The 25,087-nt window shown below is 59.5% G+C and carries 22 protein-coding genes and 4 pseudogenes; 11 read left to right on the top strand and 15 right to left on the bottom strand.

What is annotated here, in order from left to right; translation table 11 throughout:
* The first annotated feature begins 155 nt into the window (after positions 1-155).
* Positions 156-1,409 (top strand): serine hydroxymethyltransferase, encoded by a 1,254-nt coding sequence (gene glyA, locus JFV26_RS18675; RefSeq protein ID WP_123509173.1) that lies wholly within the window; start codon positions 156-158, stop codon positions 1,407-1,409.
* A gap of 8 nt (positions 1,410-1,417) precedes the next feature.
* On the opposite strand, the gene JFV26_RS33705 is transcribed toward glyA, so the two are convergent.
* A complete protein-coding gene (locus JFV26_RS33705) occupies positions 1,418-1,780 on the bottom strand; it encodes a hypothetical protein (RefSeq protein WP_242487866.1) in 363 nt (120 codons plus the stop codon).
* Between the two features lie 17 nt (positions 1,781-1,797).
* Between JFV26_RS33705 and JFV26_RS18665 the strand changes: the two genes are divergently transcribed.
* From JFV26_RS18665 to JFV26_RS18655, 3 genes are all read left to right on the top strand, one after another.
* Positions 1,798-3,111 (top strand): C4-dicarboxylate transporter DctA, encoded by a 1,314-nt coding sequence (locus JFV26_RS18665; RefSeq protein ID WP_201194558.1) that lies wholly within the window; start codon positions 1,798-1,800, stop codon positions 3,109-3,111.
* A 108-nt stretch (positions 3,112-3,219) separates the two neighbouring features.
* Complete coding sequence (locus tag JFV26_RS18660) at positions 3,220-3,924, top strand: FCD domain-containing protein (protein ID WP_201194556.1); 705 nt, start codon at positions 3,220-3,222, stop codon at positions 3,922-3,924.
* A gap of 24 nt (positions 3,925-3,948) precedes the next feature.
* A complete protein-coding gene (locus JFV26_RS18655) occupies positions 3,949-4,638 on the top strand; it encodes a GntR family transcriptional regulator (protein WP_201194554.1) in 690 nt (229 codons plus the stop codon).
* Positions 4,639-4,737: 99 nt separating this feature from the next.
* Here the strand turns inward: JFV26_RS18655 and yjiA are convergent, their stop codons facing one another.
* From yjiA to JFV26_RS18640, 3 genes and pseudogenes are all read right to left on the bottom strand, one after another.
* The gene (yjiA, locus tag JFV26_RS18650) at positions 4,738-5,709 is read right to left on the bottom strand and encodes a GTPase (RefSeq protein WP_201194551.1); all 972 of its coding nucleotides are present in this window, start codon (positions 5,707-5,709) and stop codon (positions 4,738-4,740) included.
* A gap of 161 nt (positions 5,710-5,870) precedes the next feature.
* Positions 5,871-6,068, bottom strand: coding sequence for a YbdD/YjiX family protein (locus JFV26_RS18645; protein ID WP_007895266.1), 198 nt, complete (start codon positions 6,066-6,068; stop codon positions 5,871-5,873).
* Between the two features lie 15 nt (positions 6,069-6,083).
* Positions 6,084-8,151, bottom strand: a pseudogene (locus JFV26_RS18640) (carbon starvation CstA family protein).
* 160 nt (positions 8,152-8,311) lie between these two features.
* Here JFV26_RS18640 and JFV26_RS18635 point away from each other — a divergent pair.
* On the top strand, positions 8,312-8,680 hold the full coding sequence (locus JFV26_RS18635; RefSeq protein WP_201194549.1) for a PilZ domain-containing protein: 369 nt from the start codon (positions 8,312-8,314) through the stop codon (positions 8,678-8,680).
* Between the two features lie 145 nt (positions 8,681-8,825).
* Here the strand turns inward: JFV26_RS18635 and radA are convergent, their stop codons facing one another.
* From radA to JFV26_RS18620, 3 genes are read right to left on the bottom strand one after another with little or no spacing between them, the layout of a single operon-like run.
* Positions 8,826-10,193 carry a DNA repair protein RadA gene (gene radA, locus JFV26_RS18630; protein WP_123404825.1) on the bottom strand — a complete coding sequence of 456 codons (1,368 nt, stop codon included), beginning with the start codon at positions 10,191-10,193 and terminating at the stop codon, positions 8,826-8,828.
* A gap of 45 nt (positions 10,194-10,238) precedes the next feature.
* Positions 10,239-10,793, bottom strand: coding sequence for an ankyrin repeat domain-containing protein (locus tag JFV26_RS18625; RefSeq protein ID WP_201194548.1), 555 nt, complete (start codon positions 10,791-10,793; stop codon positions 10,239-10,241).
* 60 nt (positions 10,794-10,853) lie between these two features.
* Positions 10,854-12,395, bottom strand: coding sequence for a catalase (locus tag JFV26_RS18620; protein WP_201194547.1), 1,542 nt, complete (start codon positions 12,393-12,395; stop codon positions 10,854-10,856).
* A gap of 287 nt (positions 12,396-12,682) precedes the next feature.
* On the opposite strand from JFV26_RS18620, the gene mscL reads away from it, so the two are divergent.
* A complete protein-coding gene (gene mscL, locus JFV26_RS18615; protein ID WP_201194546.1) occupies positions 12,683-13,096 on the top strand; it encodes a large-conductance mechanosensitive channel protein MscL in 414 nt (137 codons plus the stop codon).
* 264 nt (positions 13,097-13,360) lie between these two features.
* Here the strand turns inward: mscL and JFV26_RS18610 are convergent, their stop codons facing one another.
* The gene (locus JFV26_RS18610; protein WP_201194545.1) at positions 13,361-14,137 is read right to left on the bottom strand and encodes a ferredoxin--NADP reductase; all 777 of its coding nucleotides are present in this window, start codon (positions 14,135-14,137) and stop codon (positions 13,361-13,363) included.
* A gap of 81 nt (positions 14,138-14,218) precedes the next feature.
* Between JFV26_RS18610 and JFV26_RS34215 the strand changes: the two genes are divergently transcribed.
* Positions 14,219-14,560 (top strand): helix-turn-helix domain-containing protein, encoded by a 342-nt coding sequence (locus JFV26_RS34215; protein WP_201194544.1) that lies wholly within the window; start codon positions 14,219-14,221, stop codon positions 14,558-14,560.
* 176 nt (positions 14,561-14,736) lie between these two features.
* Positions 14,737-15,860, top strand: a pseudogene (locus JFV26_RS18600) (methyltransferase).
* A gap of 75 nt (positions 15,861-15,935) precedes the next feature.
* Here JFV26_RS18600 and JFV26_RS18595 read toward each other — a convergent pair.
* The 3 genes and pseudogenes from JFV26_RS18595 to JFV26_RS18585 form a co-directional block, all read right to left on the bottom strand.
* A pseudogene (locus JFV26_RS18595) lies at positions 15,936-16,102 on the bottom strand (DUF2474 domain-containing protein).
* 76 nt (positions 16,103-16,178) lie between these two features.
* Entirely contained in the window at positions 16,179-17,186 is a 1,008-nt protein-coding gene (gene cydB / locus JFV26_RS18590) for a cytochrome d ubiquinol oxidase subunit II (RefSeq protein ID WP_201194543.1), read from the bottom strand.
* A gap of 2 nt (positions 17,187-17,188) precedes the next feature.
* Positions 17,189-18,628 (bottom strand): cytochrome ubiquinol oxidase subunit I, encoded by a 1,440-nt coding sequence (locus JFV26_RS18585; RefSeq protein ID WP_201194542.1) that lies wholly within the window; start codon positions 18,626-18,628, stop codon positions 17,189-17,191.
* A gap of 521 nt (positions 18,629-19,149) precedes the next feature.
* On the opposite strand from JFV26_RS18585, the pseudogene JFV26_RS18580 reads away from it, so the two are divergent.
* Positions 19,150-20,405: pseudogene (locus JFV26_RS18580) on the top strand (MFS transporter).
* Here JFV26_RS18580 and JFV26_RS18575 read toward each other — a convergent pair.
* Positions 20,402-20,953: a DJ-1 family glyoxalase III gene (locus JFV26_RS18575; RefSeq protein ID WP_201194540.1), complete on the bottom strand. Its 552-nt coding sequence runs from the start codon at positions 20,951-20,953 to the stop codon at positions 20,402-20,404. The pseudogene JFV26_RS18580 and the gene JFV26_RS18575 sit on opposite strands and share 4 nt — an antisense overlap.
* 67 nt (positions 20,954-21,020) lie before the next feature.
* Positions 21,021-21,479 (bottom strand): DUF4879 domain-containing protein, encoded by a 459-nt coding sequence (locus JFV26_RS18570; RefSeq protein ID WP_201194538.1) that lies wholly within the window; start codon positions 21,477-21,479, stop codon positions 21,021-21,023.
* Positions 21,480-21,685: 206 nt separating this feature from the next.
* On the opposite strand from JFV26_RS18570, the gene JFV26_RS18565 reads away from it, so the two are divergent.
* Together JFV26_RS18565 and trmA are read left to right on the top strand one after the other, a co-directional pair.
* Positions 21,686-22,981 (top strand): NCS2 family permease, encoded by a 1,296-nt coding sequence (locus tag JFV26_RS18565; protein WP_201194536.1) that lies wholly within the window; start codon positions 21,686-21,688, stop codon positions 22,979-22,981.
* Entirely contained in the window at positions 22,978-24,057 is a 1,080-nt protein-coding gene (trmA, locus tag JFV26_RS18560; protein ID WP_201194534.1) for a tRNA (uridine(54)-C5)-methyltransferase TrmA, read from the top strand. Before JFV26_RS18565 ends, trmA begins: the two co-directional genes overlap by 4 nt.
* Before the next feature lie 57 nt (positions 24,058-24,114).
* Here trmA and JFV26_RS18555 read toward each other — a convergent pair whose 3' ends face one another.
* Both JFV26_RS18555 and JFV26_RS18550 read right to left on the bottom strand, forming a co-directional pair.
* Positions 24,115-24,561, bottom strand: coding sequence for a DUF2442 domain-containing protein (locus JFV26_RS18555; protein ID WP_201194531.1), 447 nt, complete (start codon positions 24,559-24,561; stop codon positions 24,115-24,117).
* Entirely contained in the window at positions 24,558-24,986 is a 429-nt protein-coding gene (locus JFV26_RS18550) for a DUF4160 domain-containing protein (RefSeq protein ID WP_201194529.1), read from the bottom strand. Before JFV26_RS18550 ends, JFV26_RS18555 begins: the two co-directional genes overlap by 4 nt.
* Positions 24,987-25,087: the final 101 nt, after the last annotated feature.

Genomic DNA, 25,087 nt, shown 5'->3' with positions numbered 1-25,087 from the left:
TGTGGGAGCGAGCCTGCTCGCGATGAGGCCAGCACAATCACCGCTGATCCCGTCATGAACGCCACTTGTCTGCGACATGATGTCCTTTCATATGCCATCTAAAACCCATTGGGTTAGAATGCCCCCCTTTTCTGCCCCGATCCTTGAGGACCGCCATGTTCAGCCGTGATTTGACTATTGCCAAGTACGACGCCGATCTCTTTGCCGCCATGGAGCAAGAAGCTCAGCGCCAGGAAGAACATATTGAGCTGATCGCTTCGGAAAACTACACCAGCCCTGCGGTAATGGAAGCTCAAGGCTCGGTACTGACCAACAAGTACGCCGAAGGTTACCCGGGCAAGCGCTACTACGGTGGTTGCGAGTTCGTCGACGTGGTCGAGCAGCTTGCAATCGACCGCGCCAAAGAACTGTTCGGCGCCGATTACGCCAACGTTCAGCCGCACGCCGGCTCCCAAGCCAACAGCGCCGTTTACCTGGCCCTGCTGCAAGCAGGCGACACCATTCTGGGCATGAGCCTGGCCCACGGCGGTCACCTGACCCACGGTGCCAGCGTTTCCTCCTCCGGCAAGCTGTACAACGCCGTTCAGTACGGTATCGATGCCAATGGCCTGATCGACTACGACGAAGTCGAGCGCCTGGCCGTTGAGCACAAGCCAAAAATGATCGTGGCCGGTTTCTCTGCCTACTCGCAGATCCTCGACTTCCCACGCTTTCGCGAGATCGCTGACAAGGTCGGCGCCTATCTCTTTGTTGATATGGCTCACGTTGCGGGGCTGGTCGCCGCTGGCGTCTACCCGAACCCGGTTCCATTCGCTGACGTCGTGACCACCACCACGCACAAGACCCTGCGCGGTCCACGTGGCGGCCTGATCCTGGCTCGCGCCAACGCCGACATCGAGAAAAAGCTGAACTCCGCGGTATTCCCGGGCGCCCAGGGTGGCCCGCTGGAGCACGTGATCGCCGCTAAAGCGATCTGCTTCAAGGAAGCACTGCAGCCTGAGTTCAAGACTTACCAGCAACAAGTGGTGAAAAACGCCAAGGCCATGGCCGGCGTATTCATCGAGCGCGGTTTCGACGTGGTTTCCGGTGGTACTGAAAACCACTTGTTCCTGCTGTCGCTGATCAAGCAGGAAATCTCCGGTAAAGACGCCGATGCCGCTCTGGGCAAGGCTTTCATCACCGTGAACAAGAACTCCGTGCCAAACGATCCACGCTCCCCGTTCGTGACCTCCGGTCTGCGTTTCGGTACTCCGGCGGTGACCACTCGCGGCTTCAAGGAAGCAGAGTGCAAAGAGCTGGCCGGCTGGATCTGCGACATCCTGGCTGACCTGAACAATGAAGCGGTGATCGACGCCGTTCGTGAGAAGGTCAAGACCATCTGCAAGAAACTGCCGGTGTACGGCGCTTAATTGCACCGCTAAATCGCAGCAGTAAAAAACCGGTCAGTGATGGCCGGTTTTTTTTCGCCTGTTAGAAAGATCAAAAGATCGCAGCCTTCGGAAGCGCCCACAGGCGCGTAGGAGCTGCCGAAGGCTGCGATCTTTTGATTTTGATGTTCGATAGACCGATGAAGATCAAGATCAAGATCAAAAGATCGCAGCCTTCGGCAGCTCCTACAGGGACCGGCACCACCGGTCAGACCGGTCATGCCAATTTTTATATTTTCACTTGTCATCTGGAAAAAGCCGAGCGTAGACTGCGCCTGCACTGGACATACCGGTAAGACCACAATAATTAAGTCCTGAATCTGATGCGTGTAAGCGCACGGCAGCCAGGACACCGACCAGGATTCCTCCCATGCTCAGATGGTGCTCGCGTTCAATCTTCCTCCAAGTGGTTCTCGGACTGGTGCTCGGCATCATCTGTGGGCTGACCCTTCCCGAATACTCCGCACAGCTCAAACCACTGGGCGACGGCTTTATAAAACTGATCAAGATGCTCATTGGCCTGATCGTGTTCTGCGTGGTGGTCAGCGGCATCAGTGGCGCGGGTGATCTGAAGAAGGTCGGGCGCATTGGCCTCAAGTCGGTCATCTACTTTGAAGTGCTGACCACCATCGCCCTGTTGATTGGCCTGGTGTTCGCCTTCAGTACCGGCATCGGCAGTGGCGCGAACATTCATCTGGATCAACTGGCCAAAGCCGACATGGGCGATCTGGCCCAGCGTGGCCAGCAGATGCACACCACCACGCAGTTCCTGATGGACCTGATTCCGACCTCGGTGATCGGCGCGTTTGCCGACAACAATATCCTTCAGGTCCTACTGTTTTCGGTGCTGTTCGGCAGCGCGCTGAACCTCGTTGGCGAAGCGGCCTCGGGCATTTCCCGTCTGATTAACGAACTTAGCCACGTGATCTTCCGCATCATGGGCATGATCGTGCGCCTGGCACCGATTGGCGTGTTCGGCGCCATCGCCTTCACCACCAGCAAATATGGCCTGGACTCGCTGCAACATTTGGGCAGTCTGGTCGGTTTGTTTTACCTGACGTGCGCCGCGTTCGTGTCGCTGATTCTCGGTCTGGTCATGCGCCTGTCCGGTCTGCGGATGTGGCCACTGCTCAAGTACCTGCGTGAAGAACTGTTGATCGTCATGGGGACCGCCTCGTCCGACGCCGTGCTGCCGCAGATCATGCGCAAGCTTGAGCACCTGGGCATCGGCAGCTCGACGGTCGGGCTGGTGATTCCAACCGGTTACTCCTTTAACCTCGACGGTTTCTCGATCTACCTGACCCTGGCCATCGTGTTCATTGCCAATGCCACCGGCACGCCGCTGGCCATGACCGACCTGCTGACGATTCTGCTGGTGTCGCTGATTACCTCCAAAGGTGCCCACGGCATCCCCGGCTCGGCGCTGGTGATTCTGGCGGCAACCTTGACCGCGATCCCGGCCATTCCAGTGGTCGGTCTGGTGCTGGTGCTGGCGGTGGACTGGTTCATGGGCATCGGCCGGGCGCTGACCAACCTGATCGGCAACTGCGTCGCCACCGTGGCCATCGCTCGCTGGGAAAAAGACATCGATATCCAACGAGCGAACAAAGTACTGTCCGGCCAGCAGGGTTACACCTTCCAGGCCAGAAAACCTGTGGCCCCAGCCCACCAACAGGACTTCTGACCAACAACACCTGCAGGCGCTGCCGAAGGCTCGGGCCGCGTTCGGACGATCCTTTGATCTTGCCTCTCGGCGCTCAACCCATAGTCATCAATACTCACGGAGCGAACAGTGATCACCACATCAACCGTCGTCACTTCAGTCGTAGCAAAACTCAGGGCCGCTCTGGCCCGAGGTCAATGGCGCTCCGGCGACATGTTGCCGGGCCAGCGCGAACTGGCCGAACAACTGGGCATCAGCCGTCCGAGCCTGCGCGAAGCAGTGATCGTGCTCGAAACCCTCGGGCTGGTGCGCTCCATGCCGGGCAAAGGCGTGGTGGTGCTGGAGGCCAATCTCAGCGACAGCCAAAGCCACGACAGCGCAGTGGCCGGCGCGAGCCTGGAGGACGTGCTGCAACTGCGCTACACCCTCGAGCCGTTCATCGTCGGGCTGGTGGCGCAATCGATCAGCAGCAAGGAAGTCGGGCAGCTGCGCCTGACCCTGATGGACATGCGCGAAGCCCTGGAGGCCAACGACAGTGAAGCCGGGGTCAGCGCCTACATCGCATTCCACGAAGAATTGTTCACCCTGACCTCGAACCCGATCTTCCAGAGTGTGGTGCAACAGACCAGCAACGCCCTCAAGCAAAGTGCCGAAGTGCTGCGCAACTCGCCGGAGCATTTGGCCGAACGGCTTGAGGAAAACGAAGCCGTGGTGCGGGCGATCCGCAGCAAGAACAGCGCCCAGGCCAGCGCCGAAATGCGCCGGCACATCCTTCGGGAAGGCCAGCGCATGGGTATCGAACTGAACATCCCGGACGACAACCTCGGCAGTTGAACCGCTTCGAACTGGAGACTGGCCATGAACAGCTTCGCCTCAGCGCAAACACTCAGCGCCCTGCCCTTTCCTCACCGGGTGGACGATCTCTATTCGCGGGTCTTCGACGCCATTCTCGAACAACGCATTAATGCGGCCAGTCGCTTTACCGAAGAAAGCCTGACGCAGATGTTCAGCGCCAGGCGCAGTGAGATTCGTGGCGTGCTGACGCGACTGTCCCATGAGCGGATCGTCGTCCTTCGGGCGAATCATCGGCCCCGGGTTGCCGCGCTCGACAGCGAACAAACCCGGCAGATGTTGCATGCACGGCGGTTGACCGAAATCACGCTGGTGCGCCTGGCCTGCCAGCAACCCCGTCCGCAAGACTTGGGACCTCTGCGGGCCTTGATCGATGGCGAACGCCAATGCACCGCGCGTGGTCCGGCCATTCGGTTATCGGGGGAGTTTCATTTGCAGTTGGCGCAGATGGCGGGGAATGCACCGCTGGCGCATTTTCTCGGCAGTCTGGTGCCGCTGACTTCGTTGGCGATTGCGCAGTTTGATCGGGGTTTGGAGGGTTATTGCGTTTGGCAGGTGCATCAGGGGATTTTGAATGCGCTAGAGCGCCGCGATGTCGTGACGGCCGAGACGTTGCTGAGCCGGCATCTGGATCATTTGGAAATGGAATTGCTGAACCGGGAGCCGACAATCAGCCAAAGTCGTGTCGCCGGTTAGATCGCCTTCGCGGGCAAGCCTCGCTCCTACAGGTATCTCATCGCCCCTGTAGGAGCGAGGCTTGCCCGCGAAGGCGTCATCACTGACGAACGAAAGGATTCATTCCGCTGCCACCCGCGCAAACCCCTCGCGAATCTTCTCTTCCGGTAAGTCATCGGCAATAAACACAATCACACTTTCCCGCACCTCGCCCTCGGCCCACTCCGTGTCCCAATCGAACCCGTACAACTTCAGCACGCCTTGAAATACCATGCGCCGTGGCTCGCCAACGATGCTCAATACACCCTTGTACCGCAGCAGTTGCTTGCCATGGTCTTCCAGCAGTTCATTCATGAACTCGCTGAGGTTGTCGATATCCAGCGGCTTGTCGGTGCGCAGCACCAGGCTGGAAATACGATCAATCGACGGGGCCTTGCTCACCGGCCGCAAGCTCACGCCGCCACCCAGGTCGGCGTTGAGGTTGAAACCGCGCACATCGAGCAATTCGGCCAGATCAATTTTGCCGTGCTCGACCACGCGGATTGGCGCGCGACGGTTGATGCGGGTCAGGCGCTCACTTAACGCGTTGAAAGTCGCCTCATCCACCAGATCCCGTTTGCTCACCAGCAAGCGATCGGCAAAACCGATCTGCGCCTGCGCGATGGTCTGGGTCAGGTGAGTGTCGGCGTGAGCGGCGTCCACCAGGGTAATGATGCCGTCGAGGAGGTAGCGCTCGCGCAGATCTTCATCGATGAAGAAGGTTTGCGCCACTGGCGCCGGATCGGCCAGGCCGGTGCATTCGATCACCAATCGGTCGAAGGTGATTTCGCCACTGTCCAGGCGTTCGAGTAACAGGTACAGGGCCTTGGTCAGGTCGGTGTGAATGGTGCAGCAGACGCAGCCGTTGGACAGCGTCATCACTTGCACCGGCTCATCGCCCAATAATTGGGTGTCGATACCGGCGTCGCTGAATTCGTTTTCGATCACGGCGATTTTCAGGCCGTGCTCGGCTTTGAGCAGGTGGCGCAACAGCGTGGTTTTACCAGCGCCGAGGAAGCCGCTGAGGATTGTTACCGGGATGGGAGAGGACAACTCGAACCTCCTGTTTCACAAAATTAGAAAGCAATACAAATCAAATGTGGGAGCGGGCTTGCTCGCGAAGGCGGTGTGTCAGTCAGCATAAATGTTGAATGACAGATTGCCTTCGCGAGCAAGCCCGCTCCCACAGGGGTTACGTCAACCCGGCTGTTGAATCAACAGCACTTCGGCCCACCCTTGCCGCCGTAACGCGCTTCCTGACGTTCCCGGAAGAACATCTCGTAGCTCATCACCGGCTTGTCCGGGTGTTTGGTTTGCATATGCTCGACGTAATTGTCGTAGTCGGGCATTCCGACCATCAGGCGCGCGGCCTGACCGAGGTATTTACCGAGGCGACTCAGGTCATTGAACATGTTGGCAATCCTCGATCACGCGTCTGGCACAGCCTGGAACGGCGATTCTTTATCCGTACGTTCCTTGCTGCCCCAGGCGGAAATCCCGACCTTGAGCGCATAGAACAGGATGCTGAACACCACGAACAGGAACAGCGCGGTCAGCGTTGCGTTGGTGTAGGCGTTCCAGATCACGTGCTGCATCTGGTTGATGTCCTTGGCCGGCGCGAGAATCTGACCGTTGGCCAGGGCATCGCTGTATTTCCTGGCCAGGGACAGGAAGCCGATCGCCGGGTTCGCATCGAACAACTTGATGAAGCCTGCGGTGGTGGTGCAAATCAGCAACCACGCGGCCGGCAACAAGGTCACCCAGATGTAGCGTTGGCGTTTCATTTTGATCAGCACGACGGTGGCGAGCATCAGCGCGATACCGGCAAGCATCTGGTTGGAGATACCGAACAACGGCCACAAGGTGTTGATGCCACCGAGCGGATCGATCACGCCTTGGTAGAGCAAGTAACCCCACATCGCCACACAACCGGCGGTGGCGATAAGGTTGGCAGTCCAGGATTCCGTGCGTTTGAGCGCCGGGACAAAGGAGCCGAGCAAGTCCTGGAGCATGAAGCGTCCGGCACGGGTGCCGGCATCGACCGCGGTGAGGATGAACAGCGCTTCAAACAGGATCGCGAAGTGGTACCAGAATGCCATGGTGTTTTCACCCGGCAGAATGTTGTGCAGGATCTGCGCAATACCGACCGCCAGTGTCGGCGCACCACCGGCACGAGCCAGTACGGTGGTTTCACCGATGTCCCTGGCCACCGCTTGCAGGGCTTCCGGGGTAATTGCAAAACCCCAACTGCTGACGGTTTGTGCCACTGTGCACCACATCACCACCGACGATGGCCGCCGGGCTGTTCATGGCGAAGTACACGCCTGGCTCGATCACCGACGCGGCAACCATGGCCATGATCGCCACGAAGGATTCCATCAGCATGCCGCCGTAACCGATGTAGCGGGCATGACCTTCACTGGCGAGCAACTTCGGCGTGGTGCCAGAAGCGATCAGCGCGTGGAAACCCGAAACCGCGCCACAAGCGATGGTGATGAACAGGAACGGGAACAGCCCGCCCTTCCACACCGGCCCGGTGCCGTCGATAAATTGGGTCAGCGCCGGCATTTTCAGGTCGGGCATGGTGATCAGGATGCCGATCGCCAAAGCGATGATGGTGCCGATCTTGAGAAACGTCGACAGGTAATCACGCGGTGCCAGGATCAGCCACACCGGCAGCACCGCCGCGACAAAACCATAACCGATCAGCATCCAGGTGATCTGGATCCCGGTGAAGCTGAAGACCTTGGCCCACACCGGATCGGCCGCAATCTGCCCGCCCAGCCAGATCGAGCCCAGCAGCAGAAGCACGCCGACGACGGAGATTTCACCAATGCGGCCCGGGCGGATGTAGCGCATGTACACGCCCATGAACATCGCGATCGGGATGGTCGCCATCACCGTGAAAATACCCCACGGGCTTTCGGCCAGGGCCTTGACCACGATCAGCGCCAGCACCGCGAGGATGATGATCATGATCAGGAAGCAGCCGAACAGCGCGATGGTGCCGGGGATGCGGCCCATTTCTTCCCGGACCATGTCGCCCAGGGAGCGACCGTTGCGGCGGGTGGACATGAACAGGACCATGAAGTCCTGAACCGCACCGGCCAGCACCACGCCGGCAATCAGCCACAGCGTGCCGGGCAGGTAACCCATCTGCGCTGCCAGGACCGGACCGACCAAAGGCCCGGCACCCGCGATGGCGGCAAAGTGGTGACCGAAAAGGATGTGTTTATTGGTCGGGACGTAGTCCAGGCCATCATTGTTGAGCACGGCGGGGGTGGCCCGGCGCGGGTCGAGTTGCATCACATTGTTGGCGATGAACAGGCTGTAGTAACGATAGGCAACCAGATAAATGGCCACGGCAGCGACCACAATCCATAAGGCGTTGATCGGCTCGCCTCGGCGCAATGCCACTACGCCAAGGGCGCACGCTCCTACGATGGCCAGCAGAAGCCAGGGTAAATGGCGTAGCAGGCTATTATTATTTTTCATTTTTATATTCCAGCCAGGGTGGACAAGAAAGACAGCCACCCCGAGTTTAGCTCTACTGACGGCAAAGACCATACCCCGACATTGGTCTAGAGCCATCACAGTGCTGGCAGCCTTTGGCAAGGCGGGTCTATAGTCAGCGAACCTTCACGAGGATTGCGCCATGAGCGACCAAGCCGCCGATCGCCGCCGTTTCAAACGTATCGCGTTCGATGCCCGAACCGTGCTCAGTCAGGGGGATTTCATCTGGCCGGTGAAGCTGATTGACCTGTCACTCAAAGGGCTGCTGGTCGAGAAGCCCGAGCCGTGGCGGGGCAATCGGGAGCATCACTTTTGCGTCGATATTCATCTGACTGAAGAAGTCGCTATCAAGATGGATGTGCTGCTGACCCACGATGACCGTGGCCAGCTCGGGTTCGTTTGCAAACACATCAGCCTGGAATCGATCGAGCGCCTGCGGCGATTGATCGAGTTCAACCTGGGTGATCCAGAGGAACTGGAACGCGAACTGGGTGCGCTGATCGAAATCTGATCAGCCCTGCGTAGGAGCTGCCGAAGGCTGCGATCTTTTGATTTTCAGCGATGCTAACGACGCTAAAGATCAAAAGATCAAAAGATCGCAGCCTTCGGCAGCTCCTACAGTACAGGGGTTGTGTTTGTTCAGTTGCAGCGTTCGGTTACTCGAACAGTGCGTCGAGCGCCTGTTCCAGTCGGGTCACGGCAATAATCTGCAACCCCGGTGGCGCTTCTTTCGGCGCGTTGCCCTTGGGCACGATGGCGCGCTTGAAGCCGTGCTTGGCGGCTTCTTTCAGGCGCTCCTGACCACTTGGCACCGGACGCACCTCACCCGACAAACCGACTTCACCAAACACCAGCAGATCATGGGGCAGCGGTTTGTTGCGCAGGCTCGACATCACCGCCGCCATCAGCGCCAGGTCAGAGGCGGTTTCCAGCACCTTGACCCCGCCGACCACGTTGAGGAACACATCCTGATCGTGGGTCGGAATACCGCCGTGACGGTGCAGCACCGCCAGCAACATGGCCAAGCGGTTTTGATCCAGCCCCAGTGTTACCCGGCGCGGGTTGGCCAGATGACTGTCATCGACCAGCGCCTGTACTTCAACCAGCATCGGCCGGGTGCCTTCCCACGTCGCCATGACCACACTGCCCGGGACTTCTTCCTGAGCCCGGGTGAGAAAAATCGCCGATGGATTGGAGACTTCTTTCAGGCCCTTGTCCGTCATGCCGAACACACCCAACTCGTTCACCGCGCCGAAACGGTTTTTCACCGCCCGCAGCAGACGCAACCGACCATCGGACTCGCCTTCGAAATACAGCACGGTATCGACCATGTGCTCCAAGACCCGCGGACCGGCCAATGCACCTTCCTTGGTCACGTGGCCCACCAGGAAAATCGCCGTGCCGCTTTGCTTGGCATAGCGCACCAGCAGCGCCGCACTTTCGCGAACCTGGGAAACGCCACCCGGCGCCGATTGCAGTTGCTCGGTGAAAATCGTCTGGATCGAGTCGATCACCATGACCTTGGGCTTTTCCTGCCGGGCCGTGGCGATGATGGTTTCAATGCAGGTTTCGGTCATCACCCGCAGCTTGTCCTGAGGCAGACCAAGGCGACGGGCACGCATGGCCACTTGCTGCTGGGATTCTTCACCGGTGACGTACAGCGCCGGCATGCTCTTGGCAAGGTTGCACAAGGTTTGCAACAGGATGGTCGACTTGCCGATGCCAGGATCACCGCCAATCAACACCACCGAGCCGTCCACCAGTCCGCCGCCCAGCACCCGATCGAGTTCGCTGGAGGCTGTAGAAAAACGCGGAATCTCTTCAACGCTGACTTCGGCCAGGGTGCGGATCTGCGCCTGCTGGCCGGTCCAACCGGTGCGACCGCTTGGCGCCGCAGCGCCGCCGCTCTCGACCATCGTTTCGGTCAGCGTGTTCCAGGCCCCGCACTCGCCGCACTGGCCGGCCCACTTGGGGAAGGTGGAGCCGCACTCGGTGCAGCCGTACATGCGCTTGGCCTTGGCCATCTGAACTCCCGGCAAAAACCGCGATGATAGCTCAGCTTGACCGGATCAGCGCTGCACCGGGTTGCGGATTTCACCGCTGGCCAGACGCGCGGCGCTGTTACCCAGTGAATCTTCGGCATTCACATCGGCGCCCTTGGCTTTGAGCGCATCCAGCAACTCGACCCGGTTAAACAACCCGGCGTACATAGCTGCGGTCTGGCCAGCGCCATTACGCTGATCAGGGCTGCAATTGGCCGCCAGCAGGGTTCGGGCGATCTGCACTTCGCCTTTGAAAATCGCGCCCATCAGTGCCGTGTTGCCACGTTGGTCCTGAGCGCAGGCATCGGCGCCAGCCGCCAGCAAGCGGTCCACTGCGCCGGTCTGGCCGTGATAGGCCGCCAGAATCAGCGCGGTGTAACCCTTGCTGTCGCGAGTATCGAGGGAGTAACCGGCCTCGATAAAGGTGTCGAGCATCGGCACATCGCCACGACGGGCAGCATCAAAGTAGTAATCCTGCAATTGGATTTTCAGTGCGGCAGGGTCTTTCGAGACCTCTGCCATCGGCCCGGCAAACACACTCAACGACAGTGCTGCCAGAAACAGGGAGAGATAAAAACGCATGGGAAGACTCCTTGGTCAGACGGGACCTCGAACGAGGCCCCGCTTTTCAAACAAACAGGATCAGTCAGCCAGTTTGGCCGCCAGTGCCTTGACCCGAGCCAGGTCGCCCTTGGCGACCTTGGTCACGCCAGTCCCGTATTCCGGGTCGGCCTTATAGAGGAAGGACAGCATGATGTGTTTGCTCTCGTCGTCAGTGCCGGCCAGCGAGCCGCCGAAGCTCTCGACCAGGTCCTGGCGTTCCTTCTGGCTGAACGAGCGATACAGATCGCCAGCCTGCTTGAAGTTCTGCTCATGCTGGATCTTCGCCTGCTGGGTGCTGCCCGACAGGGCCGACTGGCTGTAGCGGGCGGTTTGCGGCTCGTCACGAGGCAGCAATCGGCTTGGCTGATAGTTCACACCGGAGCTGCTGGCGCCGCCGTTCATGGCGCCATCCTGATTACCGTTGTTCACGGCAACCTTTGGCGCATTGATCGGCAGTTGGAGGGCATTGGGCCCAAGGCGATACATTTGAGTATCGGCATAGGAGAACACTCGACCCTGTAACAAACGATCTTCTGAGGGTTCGATACCGGGAACAAGATTGGCAGGCGCCATGGCAACTTGTTCGGTTTCCTGGAATACATTTGCCGGGTTACGGTTCAAGACCATTTGTCCAACTTTTCGCTCAGGAACACCGGGCCAGATCTTGGTTGCATCCAAGGGATCGAAATCAAACGTGTACAAATCCTCAGGACTTAAAACCTGAACGTACAAGTCCCACTTTGGGAAGTCGCCCTTATTGATATGAGTGACCAAGTCATTAGTCATGTGACTGTAATCTTGACCTTGAACTTTGGTAACAGCTCTCGGATCGAGATTGTTAATCCCCTGCAAACTTTTCCAGTGAAACTTGACGTAGTGCACTTCGCCTTTGGCATTCACCAACTTATAGGCGTGGACCCCATTACCGTCCATCTCCCGATAACTGGCGGGCGTTCCGGAATTGGAATACAGCTCGGTTAACGTGCGGGTCGCTTCCGGCACATGGGAGAAGAAGTCGAAACGACGGGAGTCGTCATCAAGGTTGGTCCGCGGGTCCGGCTTGAAGGCGTGGACCATGTCCGGGAACTTGATGGCGTCCCGGATGAAAAAGGTCGGGAAGTTGTTGCCCACCAGGTCCCAGTTACCCTCTGCGGTGTAGAACTTGGTGGCGAAACCGCGCGGGTCTCGCAAGGTTTCCGGGGAATGGTTGCCATGCACCACCGCCGAGAAACGCACAAACACGGGTGTGCTCTGGCCGCCAGCAAAGACGTTGGCCTTGGTCAGGTCGCTGAGGTCGTCCGTCACGGTGAAGGTGCCATGGGCACCGGTGCCACGGGCATGCACCACACGCTCGGGAATCCGTTCGCGGTCGAAACGCTGGAGTTTCTGTATCAGTTGCACGTCTTGCAGCAGCACGGGGCCTGTGGCGCCGGCGGTCTGCGAGTTTTGGTTGTCGCCTACGGCGGCGCCGTTATCGCGGGTCAGGGTCGCGGCACTCACCGAAAAGGACAGCAGGCTCGCGGTCAAGATGCCCAGGGCGCGGCGATGGGGAAAAACCCCGAGGCCAAGGGAAGTTGTCATAGGATTTTCCTCTGATTTTATAAAGCGCATCCAGGTGCGCTCAACAGAGGCTAGTGACCGACAGCCCAAAACCTAAATAGAAATGCCAAACCGGGACGATAGCAAAAAGGTGCTGGAAGGCCGGGGCCAGAGCGGGTAAACCGCGCGTGAATGATGGCCTTTTGTAAACTTTCTGCCCATCAGCAGGTCGATAGCAGGCAAGCGATGTAAGCAGTTGTGTCGAGCAGGATGCGTTTTGCTGATTTACACTGCGCTCACCAACCTCATCTGTAACAAGGAAATAACCTATGGGCGTGCTTAACGAGTTCAAGGCCTTCGCGGTCAAAGGCAATGTGGTCGACATGGCCGTCGGTATCATCATCGGCGCCTCCTTCGGCAAGATCGTCTCGTCGTTCGTCGGCGATGTGGTCATGCCGCCAATCGGCCTGCTGATCGGTGGGGTGGATTTCAGTGACCTGGCTATTACGCTCAAGGCCGCCAATGGCAACATCCCGGCGGTTGTGTTGGCGTACGGTAAATTCATCCAGAGCATGATTGACTTCGTGATCGTCGCGTTCGCGATCTTCATGGGCGTCAAAGCCATCAACCGTCTGAAGCGCGAAGAGGCCGTAGCACCAACCCTGCCACCGGTTCCGACCAAGGAAGAAGAGCTGCTGAGCGAGATCCGCGATCTGCTCAAGGCTCAGAACACTCGGCCTTGATGGCGGTATTGCCCTGAAAAGACCGCGCCTTCGGGGCCAATGCCGATCAGTTAAGCTAAACGCAATCTGTAGCAGCTGGCGAAGCCTGCGTTCGGCTGCGAAGCAGTCGTAAACCCTGAGCATGCGGTCTTTCTGGAGTACCGCGCAGCCTGATTTCACGACTGCTTCGCAGCCGAACGCAGGCTTCGCCAGCTGCTACAAAAGAGCGCATTTCGCCCAAGATCTTCTTGACTGATCGGCATTAGCCTTCGGGGCTCGTTTTTTTTACCAGTAGTTTTCAACCGCGACCTGCCCGGGTCGTCGGCTGAGGCTCAGATTCATATCGCGCTGTTTGAGCAATTTGCGGGTGTCATCAATCATCTGCGGATTGCCACAGATCATTACCCGCGAGTGCTCGGGCGTCAGCTCCAGCCCCGCCGCACGCTCCAGTTCACCATTTTCTATCAGGGTGGTGATCCGCCCATTCAGCACGCCCGCAGGCTGCTCGCGCGTGACCGTGGGGATAAAACGCAGTTTGTGGGCATGTTCGGCCAGGTAGTCACGCTGCCCCAGCCCTGCAATCAGATCCTGATAGGCCAGTTCACGACCTTCGCGCGCGCTGTAGACCAAAACAATTCGTTCGAATTTTTCCCACACCTCGAAATCCTGCAGGATCGACAGGAACGGTGCCACGCCTGTGCCTGTGGATAACAACCAGAGATCACGGCCATCGACGAAACGATCCAGGGTCAGATAGCCAGTGGCCTGCCGTTCGACCATCAACGTGTCACCCACTTCCAGGCGGCTCAGTTCGCTGGTGAATTCACCGCCCGGCACGACAATGGAAAAGAACTCAAGAAATTCGTCATGGGGCGAAGAGACCATGGAATAGGCGCGCCACACCGTGCTGCCATCGGGCTTGGTTACACCCAATCGAGCGAATTGCCCTGCGCGAAATCGAAAGCCCGCGTCTCGGGTTATGCGCAGGGTAAAGAGACTCGGGGTCAGGGGCTGGACGTCGAGCAATGTCTGATGCGTGAATTTTTCTGCGCTGGCGGTCATGGGGCACTCCATCAACAGGAGCGTCCAGTGTCCCGCAAAGCAAACGACTTAAACACCGGCAGTTTGTGCTGGCTTTAGCCAATGCCTCCTATTCTTATCCAGCTATCATTTACCGATAACACTAACCCGCCAGCATTTATAGCCAGAAGCCACTCCCCGATAACAGCCTATGTACGCTATAAAAACCTGGGCTTCGCGGTTTTTATCCGCCGCCACCGGCACGCACGGGCGACCCGGCCCCTGACGAATAAAGTACCAAAACCCGGTACAGCGCATTTATCCCGCCGAGAAGTCGAGGTCTTGAAGCGGACTGCCGATGGCAAGAGCGCTTACGAGATGTCCAGAACTCTCAACCTGAGCGAGCCCACAGGGTATGTCCATGTGCACGGCGCTATCGAGAAACCGGGGGCCGGAACCGCCTGAAACCGCCCGAGGCAAGAAAACCTGCGAGTAATCCAAACGAAAAAAACGTACCATTTGCGATCCTTCCCGAGTGTCGCCGTGTAAAACATCACGCCGCTGCCCACTCGACAGGCCCCGCCCGCTACAACGCCTCAGGGCCGCGGGACATCCGTCGATTATCCAGAGCCCCCTGCCCCATGCCCTTGCTCGAAACAGCCTTTGCCCAACTCGACCTGATCCGCCAGCCCGAACAGCAGGACGAACCGCTGCAAGCGTTTGATGCCGCCGACGAATACCTGCTCAATCATCTGGCCGGGCAGCAACCGACAGCGGACACTCGAGTGTTGGTGCTCAACGACAGTTTTGGCGCATTGGCGGCCAGCCTGTCGGGCAAGGTTCAGGTCACCAGCAGCGGCGACTCGTTCCTCGCATTTCAAGGGCTGGAAAAGAATCTGATCCGCAATGGCCACGCGTTCGACGCGGTGCCAAGCGTGCCGGCCAATGAGGCGTTGGTCGGGCCGTTTGACCGGGTGTTGATCCGGGTGCCGAAAACCCTCGCATTGCTGGAAGAGCAACTGATCCGCCTGCAAGGGCAACTGGCACCGGGTGCCCAGGTCATTGCCGCGGCGATGGTCAAACACCTGCCCCGCGCCGCCGGGGATTTGATGGAGCGTTACATTGGCCCGGTACACGCCTCGTTGGCAGTGAAGAAGGCCCGGCTGTTGATCGCCGCTCCTGAACCCAAAGCGCCGGCCATTTCCCCTACCCGTCGCGCTATCAGCTCGACGAGCCCGCGATTGAATTGCTCAACCACGCCAACGTGTTCTGTCGCGAAGGGTTGGATATCGGCACGCGAGCGTTTCTACCGCACCTGCCGAAGAACCTCGGCGCGGCGCGAGTGGCCGATCTCGGTTGCGGTAACGGCGTGCTGGCCATCGCCAGCGCCCTGCAAAACCCCGAAGCTCATTACACGCTGGTGGACGAGTCGTTCATGGCGGTGCAATCGGCCAGCGAAAACTGGCACGCGGCACTGGGTGAGCGCGCCGTGATTGTTCGGGCGGGCGATGGCCTGGCCGGGCAGGAAGCGCAGTCCCTGGACGTTGTGCTGTGCAATCCGCCGTTTCACCAGCAGCAAGTGGTCGGCGATTTTCTTGCCTGGCGGATGTTCCAGCAAGCCCGTGAGGCGCTGGTGGTCGGCGGCGCGTTGTACATCGTCGGCAATCGTCACCTGGGTTATCACAGCAAGCTCGCGCGCTTGTTCCGCGGCGTCGAGCAAGTGGCGGCCACACCGAAGTTCGTGATCCTCAAGGCCCGTAAATAACCGGGTAAAAAAACCCTCCCGCAGGAGGGTTATGAATCCGTGCCGCCAGGCAACGGGATGGGAATCCCGGGTGTTTCAATGAGTGGTCAAGCCTGCGGCATTCATGAACATGCGCATCAGGCTGGCTGCGATGAACAGCACCACGACGCTGCCGGTCCAGATCATTGCCAGCCATCCGAGCCGCTGCCACAGCGGCTTTTTTCGGCTTGTTCAATGTCGTGCAGGGAAGGTTTGGTGGACATGACTCAATCCTCTCTTGAAGTTGATGGCGCCGGTGAGGACGCCATCGCGAGCAAGCTTTGCTCCTACAGGGTAGGGCTAGTGGTAACCGTCTTCATGGGTGACCTTGCCACGGAACACGTAGTAGCTCCAGAAGGTGTAGCCCAGGATGAACGGGATGATGAACAGCGTCCCGACCAGCATGAAGCCCTGACTTTGCGGCGGTGCGGCGGCGTCCCAGATCGAGATCGACGGCGGTACGATGTTCGGCCACAGGCTGATGCCCAAGCCGCTGTAACCCAGGAAGATCAACACCAGGGTCAGCAGGAACGGCGTGTAGTGAGCATTGCGGGCCACCGCACGGATCAGACCGTACATGGTCACCAGCACCAGAATCGGCACCGGCAGGAACCAGAACAGGTTCGGTAGCGTAAACCAGCGCGCCGCGATCTCGGCATGGGCCAGCGGGGTCCAGATGCTGACAATACCGATCACCGCCAAGACTACGAACGCCAACGGCCGCGCCAGGTTGTGCATCTGCTCCTGCAACTTGCCTTCGGTCTTCATGATCAGCCAGGTGCAGCCGAGCAGTGCATAAGCCACCACCAGCGCCAGGCCGCAGAACAGGGTGAACGGCGTCAGCCAGTCCAGTGAACCACCGGCAAACTGGCGATTGACCACCGGGATGCCATCAATGAATGCCCCCAACGCCACGCCCTGGAAAAAGGTCGCCGTGATGGAGCCACCGATAAATGCCTTGTCCCAGAGGTGGCGCTTGTCGTCCTTGGCCTTGAAGCGGAACTCGAACGCCACACCGCGGAAGATCAGCCCGATCAGCATCAGGATCAACGGCAGGTACAACGCCGACAGCACCACCGAATAGGCCAGCGGGAAGGCGCCGAACAATGCCGCGCCGCCCAGTACCAGCCAGGTTTCGTTACCGTCCCAGACGGGCGCGACGGTGTTCATCATCACGTCACGGTCGGTCTTGCCCGGGATGAACGGAAAAAGAATCCCGATACCCAGGTCGAAACCGTCCATGACCACGTACATCATGATGCCGAAGATGATGATCACGGCCCAGATCAGCGGAAGATCGATACCCATGTTCAAATCTCCTTGGTCAGACTGGGGCTGTGATCGCTGTCAGCGTTGTCGTCGGCCGCAGACAGCGGACGGGACGGCGTGCGTTTCTGGCCAGGACCACCGTCGTTGGTTTCCTTGCCTTCGTCGATCTTCGGCCCTTTGCGCACCAGGCGCATCATGTAGCCGAGGCCGGCGCCGAACAGCGCGAAATACACCACAACGAACAGCACCAGGGTGATGCTCATCTGCACGAAGCTGTGATTGGAAGACGCATCGGCGGTGCGCATCAACCCGTAGACCACCCACGGCTGACGACCGATTTCAGTGGTGAACCAACCGGCGAGAATCGCGATCAGGCCGGACGGCCCCATCCACAACGCCAGGTAAAGGAACGGACGCGAGGTATACAGCTTGTCGCGCTTGCGCAGCCACAGACTCCACAAACCGGTGAAGATCATCAGGAAGCCCAGGCCGACCATGACCCGGAACGACCAGAAAACGATGGTCGAATTCGGCCGGTCTTCAGGCGGGAAGTCCTTGAGCGCCGGCACCTGTTTGTCCAGGGAGTGCGTCAGGATCAGGCTGCCCAGATACGGAATCTCTACGGCAAACTTGGTCTTCTCGGCTTTCATGTCCGGCCAGCCGAACAGGATCAGCGGGGTCGGTTCATTACCGACGTTTTCCCAGTGACCTTCGATTGCCGCGATTTTCGCCGGCTGATGCTCAAGGGTATTGAGACCGTGGAAGTCGCCAATGACCGCCTGAATCGGCGCCACAATCAATGCCATCCACATGGCCATCGAGAGCATGGTGCGAATCGCCGGGTTGTCTTTGCCGCGCAGTAAGTGCCACGCCGCCGAAGAACCAACGAAGAATGCTGTCGCCACAAATGCCGCCGTGGCCATGTGCATCAGGCGGTACGGGAACGACGGGTTGAAGATCACCGCCAGCCAGTCCACCGGAATCACTCGACCGTCGATGATTTCAAAGCCTTGAGGCGTCTGCATCCAGCTGTTGGAAGCAAGAATCCAGAAGGTCGAGATCAGCGTGCCGACGGCGACCATGACGGTGGAGAAAAAGTGCAGGTTGCGCCCGACCTTGTTCCAGCCGAACAGCATGACGCCGAGGAAACCGGCTTCGAGGAAGAAGGCTGTCAGCACTTCATAGGTCAGCAATGGCCCGGTGACGGCGCCGGCGAAGTCCGAGAAGCGGCTCCAGTTGGTGCCGAACTGATAGGCCATGACCAGCCCGGAGACCACGCCCATGCCGAAGTTCACGGCAAAGATCTTCGACCAGAAGTGGTACAGATCCCGGTAGGTGTCGTTGTGGGTTTTCAGCCACAGTCCTTCGAGTACCGCCAGGTAACTCGCCAGGCCAATCGTGATGGCCGGGAACAGGATGTGGAACGAGATGGTGAACGCGAACTGCATCCGGGCGAGATCAAGTGCCTCCAAACCGAACATAAGTCTTCCTCTGTCAGGTAATACCGGCTGAAGGGCTTGTGACCCTGCACCCACTCTGCCCCCACGGATATGGAGTGTGGCGAATTCCAATTCGTTCTTTTTTTAAATCATCACAACGTAGGGAGTCTGGCCGTTTGGCCGCCGGATCAATTCCTTGGGGTATTGATCTGGATCAAGCAACGTTAAAAGAGTAGTCCCATTTTTGACGATGGACGGTGTGGTCTTTTGCCGCGTGACAGGTTGCCTCACGGCGGCCCTGAAGCGAGGGCCCGGCCCATGTAGCAGCTGGCGAAGCCTGCGTTCGGCTGCGAAGCAGTCGTTGGTCCAGCCACTTCAATCCAACTGACACACCTCATGGCCTGGTTTTCCGACTGCTTTGCAGCCGAACGCAGGCTTCGCCAGCGGCTACAAGGGATGTGGCACGCCTGCCTGCATTGATCGATGTCTAGCTATCTAAAATTTTTGTCAGCGCAACTTCTTGTTACAGCTTGGTGATAATCTCGAGCCTCCCCGCTCAAGACCTGCCTCCAGATGCCCAGCCAAGCCCCCTGCTGTTACGCCATCACCGTCCTTTCATTGCGTTCTGGCTGGCACGGGTATTTACCGCCAGCGGTTTTCAGATGCTGACGGTGGCGATCGGCTGGAATCTCTATCAATTGACCGGCAGCGTGCTGGACCTGGGCCTGGTGGGTTTGGTGGAATTCGCCCCGCGTGTGCTGTTCATGTTGCACACCGGGCACGTTGCGGATCGCTATGACCGGCGCAAGGTCGCGGCAATCTGCCAGTTCCTGCAAGCCTTGATCGCCCTGTCCCTGGCCATCGGCAGTGCCACTAACCACGTCACCCGGGAAATGATCTTTATCCTCGCGTTCCTGCTCGGTGCCGCCCGCTCCTTCGAAATGCCGACTACCCAGGCGCTGTTGCCGAGTATCGTGCCCAGCGCACTTTTCCCCGGGCTGTGGCCGCCGCACAATCGGCGCAACAATCGGCCACCATCGTCGCCCCCGCACTCGGCGGTTTGCTTTACGCCTTCGGCAGCGTCTGGGTCTATGGCCCAACGGTGGTTCTGTACCTCATCGCCTGTTCGCTGATGCTCAACCTGCCCGCCCGGCAGACGCCGCTGAACAAGGCCAAGGCGACTATGGATTCACTGCTGGCCGGCATCCGTTTCATCCGCAGTCGCCCGGACATCCTCGGGGCAATTTCCCTGGACCTGTTCGCCGTGCTGCTGGGTGGCGCGACGGCGCTGCTGCCGGTGTTTGCCAAGGACATTCTGCTGACCGGCCCCTGGGGGTTGGGCCTGTTGCGCTCAGCACCGGCGGTGGGCGCGCTGCTGATGTCGCTGTTCCTGGCGCGCTTTGCCGTGGAACGCAAGGTCGGACGCGTGATGTTCACCGCCGTGGGTATCTTCGGCGTCGCGACCATTGCCTTCGGCCTGTCGACCTCGTTCTGGTTTTCCCTGGCGGTGCTGGTGGTGCTGGGCGCGGCAGACATGATCAGCATGGTGATCCGTGCCTCTTTCGTGCAACTGGAAACCCCGGACGAAATGCGCGGCCGGGTCAGCGCGGTGAACGGACTGTTCATCGGCGCTTCGAACCAGTTGGGTGAATTCGAATCCGGCCTGACCGCCCACTGGTTCGGCACCGTACCGGCCGTGGTCATGGGCGGCATCGGCACGCTGGTGGTGACCGGGACCTGGATCAAACTGTTCCCGACCCTGGCCAACCGCGACCGGATGCACGTGGCGGCGGAAGAGGCGAAGGTCCAGGGCAGTTAAACCACCAACTCCCCCGCCACCGCCGCTCTCGTGGCTTTCCCGCAAAGCTGCTCCACCAGCGCCAGCGCGAAGGGCAACGCAGCCCCCGAGCCCTGGGCGGTGATGCAGTTGCCGTCCACCACCACGGGCTGATCGACGAAGGTGCAGCCCGACAGTTGATTGCTGACCGTGGGCAAACAGGTCATACGCCGCTGACGCAAAACACCAAAGGCTTGCAGCGCCAGCGCCGGCGCTTCTGCGATGCCGGCGAACAGGCGCCCGGCGGCAGCCTGATCCTTGATCAGTTGTTCCAGGGGTTGATGGGCCGCCAGATGTTGCGCGCCCACGGCACCGCCGGGCAGGGCGATCAGGTCGAACGGCTGGGCCAGCAAATCCACCAGCATCGCATCGGCGGTCACACGAGTGCCACGGGCACAGGTGAGCATGCGTCGGCCCTCGATGCTGGCCACCACCACTTCGACCTTGGCGCGGCGCAGCACATCGACCAGAGTCACGCATTGCAGGTCATCGATGCCCTCGGCGAGGGTAATCAGAGCTCTAAAGGTCATGGGCACGGTCCACAGGAGGGTCCTTAAAGCTTAGTCAGCTTTCAGGCCCCTTGTTCGCGCCCGGTCGTTACTTGATGTAAAGCGCTGTCGATAGCGTGTTGCCCGGCGCGTTGATCGATGTGTTGCTAAAGGTGAACGTCCCCTCCTGCTTGCCGCCCAGGTCATAGATGTACAACGTGCCGACAATCTTGGTCGCGGCACCGCTGCACTCGGTCAGGTTGCCATTACCGTAGGCGCAGACCTTGGCCTGCATCCCGTCCACGCTGAAACCATCGATCCCGGCATGGGGAACGCGTCCGTAACCCATCTCCAGCACATACACCTTGATGTTCGCCCCGCCGTGATCACACTTCGTCTGCTCTTGCCCGTCCGATATGTTTTCAATACCGCACGCCGCGGACTGGACCTTAAGTACCTGAACGCTGGTCAACGGCGGTGCCGACGCGGCCAAAACGGCGGGCGCACTGGCCAGTAACGCGAAAAACAGCCCCCACGACCGAACAATCTTGCGCTTGATGCAATCCATTACGACTCCCCCAAAACAGGCGCGCAGTATGGCTCACTTCGCTTAACGGCAAAACATCGCCGAGGATCGCAGCCATTACCCCACGCGGCTGGTATGATGCGCGGCTTTTTCCGACCCACAGAAAATTCCCGGGCGCCCTGGGCGACCTGTGCTTTGCTGTTGAGGTCGATACATTCACGGCGCATTGCGCGCCACGGGGAGCAGACATGCTGGAAAGGCTGTTTCAACTCAAGGCACACAACACCAACGTGCGCACCGAGATTCTTGCGGGCGTCACGACCTTCCTGGCCATGGCCTACATTCTGTTCGTCAACCCGAGCATCCTCGGCGAGACCGGCATGGACAAAGGCGCGGTGTTTGTCGCCACCTGCCTGGCTGCCGCCATCGGCTCGACGGTGATGGGCCTGATCGCCAACTACCCGATCGCACTCGCGCCGGGCATGGGCCTGAACGCGTTCTTCACTTATACCGTGGTCCTGCACATGGGCCATACCTGGCAAGTGGCGCTGGGGGCGGTGTTTATCTCGGCGGTGTTGTTCTTCCTGCTGTCGATCTTCCGCATCCGTGAATGGATCATCAACAGCATTCCGCTGCCCCTGCGGTCGGCGATTGCCGCCGGTATCGGTCTGTTCCTGGCACTGATCGCCCTGCACAACGCCGGCATCGTGGTCAGCAACCCGGCGACCATGGTCGGGCTAGGCGACTTGAAGCAACCGGCACCGATCCTCGCGACCCTGGGTTTTGCCTTGATCGTTGCCCTCGAAGCCCTGAAGGTTCGCGGCGCGGTACTGATCGGCATCCTGGTCGTGACCGTCGCCTCCATCGCGCTGGGCTTCACCCCGTTCGGCGGCGTGATGTCGATGCCACCGTCCCTGGCCCCGACGTTCCTGCAACTGGACATCAAGGGCGCACTGGACATCGGCCTGGTCAGCGTTATTTTTGCCTTCCTGTTCGTCGACCTGTTCGACAACTCCGGCACGCTGATCGGCGTTGCCAAACGCGCCGGCCTGATGGGCAAGGACGGTCACATGCCGAAAATGGGTCGCGCACTGATCGCTGACAGCACCGCGGCCATGGCCGGTTCGCTGCTGGGCACTTCGACCACCACCAGCTACATCGAATCCGCAGCCGGCGTCAGTGCCGGTGGCCGCACCGGCCTGACCGCCGTCGTGGTCGCGATTCTGTTCCTGCTGGCGCTGTTCTTCTCGCCATTGGCCGCCAGCGTCCCGCCGTTTGCCACCGCTCCGGCGCTGCTGTTCGTCGCCGTGCTGATGACATCCGGCCTGGCCGAAATAGACTGGGACGACATCACCGTCGCAGCGCCAGTGGTGGTTACCGCCCTGGCCATGCCGTTCACCTACTCCATCGCCAACGGCATCGCCTTCGGATTCATTTCCTGGACCGTGATCAAGTTGCTGTCGGGGCGCGCTCGTGAGCTGAACCCGGCACTGGTGATTCTGTCGATTCTGTTTGTGATCAAGTTGGGTTGGTTCAACGCATGACTTTTGACTCCCTGGCCTACGCCGCTCAGCTCGAAGAAAAGGTCACGCGCTTGCGTGACCTGCTGGCCCCGTTCGGCGCACCAGCACCTGCAGTATTCGACTCGCCACTGAAGAACTTCCGCCTGCGCGCGGAGTTTCGCCTGTGGCGCGAAGCCGGCGAGCGTCACTACGCGATGTTTTCCCAGGAAGACAAACGCACGCCGATCCTGATCGAAGAGTTCCCGATTGCCAGCCTGCGCATCAATCAGTTGATGCCGCAGCTCAAGGCAGCATGGCAAGCCAGTGCCGCCCTGAGCCACAAGCTGTTCCAGGTGGAGTTCCTGACCACCCTGGCCGGCGATGCGATGATCACGCTGTGCTATCACCGCCCGCTGGACGAGCACTGGCACACCGCCGCGTCGAAGCTGGCGGCGGACTTGAACGTCAGCATCATCGGTCGCTCCAAGGGCAAGCGCGAAGTCATCGGCCACGACTACGTGGTCGAGCAGATGGAAGTCGGCGGTCGCACCTTCAGTTACCGTCAGCCGGAAGGCGCGTTCACCCAGCCTAACGGTACCGTGAACCAGAAGATGCTCAACTGGGCCTACGACGCTCTCGGCGATCGCACTGACGATTTGCTGGAGTTGTATTGCGGTAACGGCAACTTCACCCTGCCGCTCGCCACTCGCGTGCGCAAAGTGCTGGCCACCGAGATCAGCAAAGCCTCAGTCAACGCTGCGTTGAGCAACCTCAGCGAAAACGCTGTGGATAACGTCACCCTGGTGCGCTTGTCCGCCGAAGAGCTGACCGAAGCCTTGAACGAAGTGCGGCCGTTCCGACGCCTGCACGGCATCGATCTCAAGAGCTACGAGTTCGGCAGCGTGTTTGTCGACCCGCCGCGCGCCGGCATGGACCCGGACACCTGCGAACTGACTAGACGCTTCGACAACATCCTCTACATCTCCTGCAACCCGGAAACCCTGGCGGCCAACATCGCCCAGTTGCACGACACACACCGCATTACCCAATGCGCGATGTTCGACCAGTTCCCGTGGACGCATCACATGGAATCCGGGGTGTTGTTGACCCGGCGTTGATAGCAGGTCCCCGATACAAACCAGCCGTCTTGATGACGGCTTTTTTGTGGGTGCTGCTTATTGGACAACGTCGACCTTGCGCGGGCGGCCACCCTTTTTGCCGTTGGCCCGTGCAGCTTCGGCCTTGGCGGCGCTGCTTTGGCGACCATTGCGCGAGGAAATGACCGAGGCCGCCATATTCATCAGGGGCTTGCTGGCTGAAATCATCCCGGCAATGGAGACGTGCAGGTCCTTCACCTCATGGCAGAGTGCAGTGCCAGAAAAACCGACCGCCAGACGGGCAAAATCCTCGGCCTCAAAACTATCGAGTTCAGGGAAGAGCTTCACAGGTAACAACACGCCAGTGCCATCCTCGAAGCTGACCGTCAGGCACGCATCCTGAAACGTCACCGCCGTCGCCTGCAAACCACTTTTGTGGCGAAGTTGCCCCCGTTCAACCGCCTCGTCCAGTACTGCTTCAGTCGCTGGCCGATCCACCTGCATTTTTGCCTTAATCGTTTTCATAATTCGATCTCCACGCCCTCCGGTGCCCCCATCAGGGCCAGCAGGGTCTTGTTCTTCTCGGGCTCGTAACACGCCGAGCCAATCATGTAGGTCGTGCTGGCGAGCCGTTTTATCACCACGACCTCGTTGCTCTCCCAATCCCACAACTGATTGTCGAGGCAGACGGTGTGCAACTTGTCCCACCAGATGCCGCGGGCCCGACGCAAATGAGCGGGCTGCCTAAGCGCATGACGCAATCCTTCCAGTACCGCCACCGGCGGGCGACGCGAATGCGGCACCACATCCCAAAGCTCGACAGCGTTGTGCCAAAAGCTGAATTTGAAGCGTGCACTCCAGGTGCCGGCATCCACATGCGCGTGCGGTGGGCAGTGCTCATCGCGCAACATCACGACCACGGACAACCCTTTGTAGCTGAATAATTTCATGATAACCCATCCGTTAGGTTAATGAGCCGCAAGACTCGACATTCCCTGTAAATCCGACAACTGGGGCTGACTCCCCGAGTCAATCACCTGAGATTGAGACT

This window comes from Pseudomonas sp. TH31 (assembly GCF_016650815.1).
GTDB lineage: Bacteria > Pseudomonadota > Gammaproteobacteria > Pseudomonadales > Pseudomonadaceae > Aquipseudomonas.
This window is presented reverse-complemented; position numbering and strand designations above follow the sequence as displayed.

Excerpts from the sequence above, each read along its gene's own strand:
- glyA (WP_123509173.1), top strand. The coding sequence starts at position 156 with ATGTTCAGCCGTGATTTGACTATTGCCAAGTACGACGCCGATCTCTTT.
- JFV26_RS18665 (WP_201194558.1), top strand. The coding sequence starts at position 1,798 with ATGCTCAGATGGTGCTCGCGTTCAATCTTCCTCCAAGTGGTTCTCGGA.
- JFV26_RS18655 (WP_201194554.1), top strand. The coding sequence starts at position 3,949 with ATGAACAGCTTCGCCTCAGCGCAAACACTCAGCGCCCTGCCCTTTCCT.
- JFV26_RS18645 (WP_007895266.1), bottom strand. The coding sequence starts at position 6,068 with ATGTTCAATGACCTGAGTCGCCTCGGTAAATACCTCGGTCAGGCCGCG.
- JFV26_RS18635 (WP_201194549.1), top strand. The coding sequence starts at position 8,312 with ATGAGCGACCAAGCCGCCGATCGCCGCCGTTTCAAACGTATCGCGTTC.
- radA (WP_123404825.1), bottom strand. The coding sequence starts at position 10,193 with ATGGCCAAGGCCAAGCGCATGTACGGCTGCACCGAGTGCGGCTCCACC.
- JFV26_RS18625 (WP_201194548.1), bottom strand. The coding sequence starts at position 10,793 with ATGCGTTTTTATCTCTCCCTGTTTCTGGCAGCACTGTCGTTGAGTGTG.
- JFV26_RS18620 (WP_201194547.1), bottom strand. The coding sequence starts at position 12,395 with ATGACAACTTCCCTTGGCCTCGGGGTTTTTCCCCATCGCCGCGCCCTG.
- mscL (WP_201194546.1), top strand. The coding sequence starts at position 12,683 with ATGGGCGTGCTTAACGAGTTCAAGGCCTTCGCGGTCAAAGGCAATGTG.
- JFV26_RS18610 (WP_201194545.1), bottom strand. The coding sequence starts at position 14,137 with ATGACCGCCAGCGCAGAAAAATTCACGCATCAGACATTGCTCGACGTC.
- JFV26_RS34215 (WP_201194544.1), top strand. The coding sequence starts at position 14,219 with ATGCCTCCTATTCTTATCCAGCTATCATTTACCGATAACACTAACCCG.
- cydB (WP_201194543.1), bottom strand. The coding sequence starts at position 17,186 with ATGGGTATCGATCTTCCGCTGATCTGGGCCGTGATCATCATCTTCGGC.
- JFV26_RS18585 (WP_201194542.1), bottom strand. The coding sequence starts at position 18,628 with ATGTTCGGTTTGGAGGCACTTGATCTCGCCCGGATGCAGTTCGCGTTC.
- JFV26_RS18575 (WP_201194540.1), bottom strand. The coding sequence starts at position 20,953 with ATGACCTTTAGAGCTCTGATTACCCTCGCCGAGGGCATCGATGACCTG.
- JFV26_RS18570 (WP_201194538.1), bottom strand. The coding sequence starts at position 21,479 with ATGGATTGCATCAAGCGCAAGATTGTTCGGTCGTGGGGGCTGTTTTTC.
- JFV26_RS18565 (WP_201194536.1), top strand. The coding sequence starts at position 21,686 with ATGCTGGAAAGGCTGTTTCAACTCAAGGCACACAACACCAACGTGCGC.
- trmA (WP_201194534.1), top strand. The coding sequence starts at position 22,978 with ATGACTTTTGACTCCCTGGCCTACGCCGCTCAGCTCGAAGAAAAGGTC.
- JFV26_RS18555 (WP_201194531.1), bottom strand. The coding sequence starts at position 24,561 with ATGAAAACGATTAAGGCAAAAATGCAGGTGGATCGGCCAGCGACTGAA.
- JFV26_RS18550 (WP_201194529.1), bottom strand. The coding sequence starts at position 24,986 with ATGAAATTATTCAGCTACAAAGGGTTGTCCGTGGTCGTGATGTTGCGC.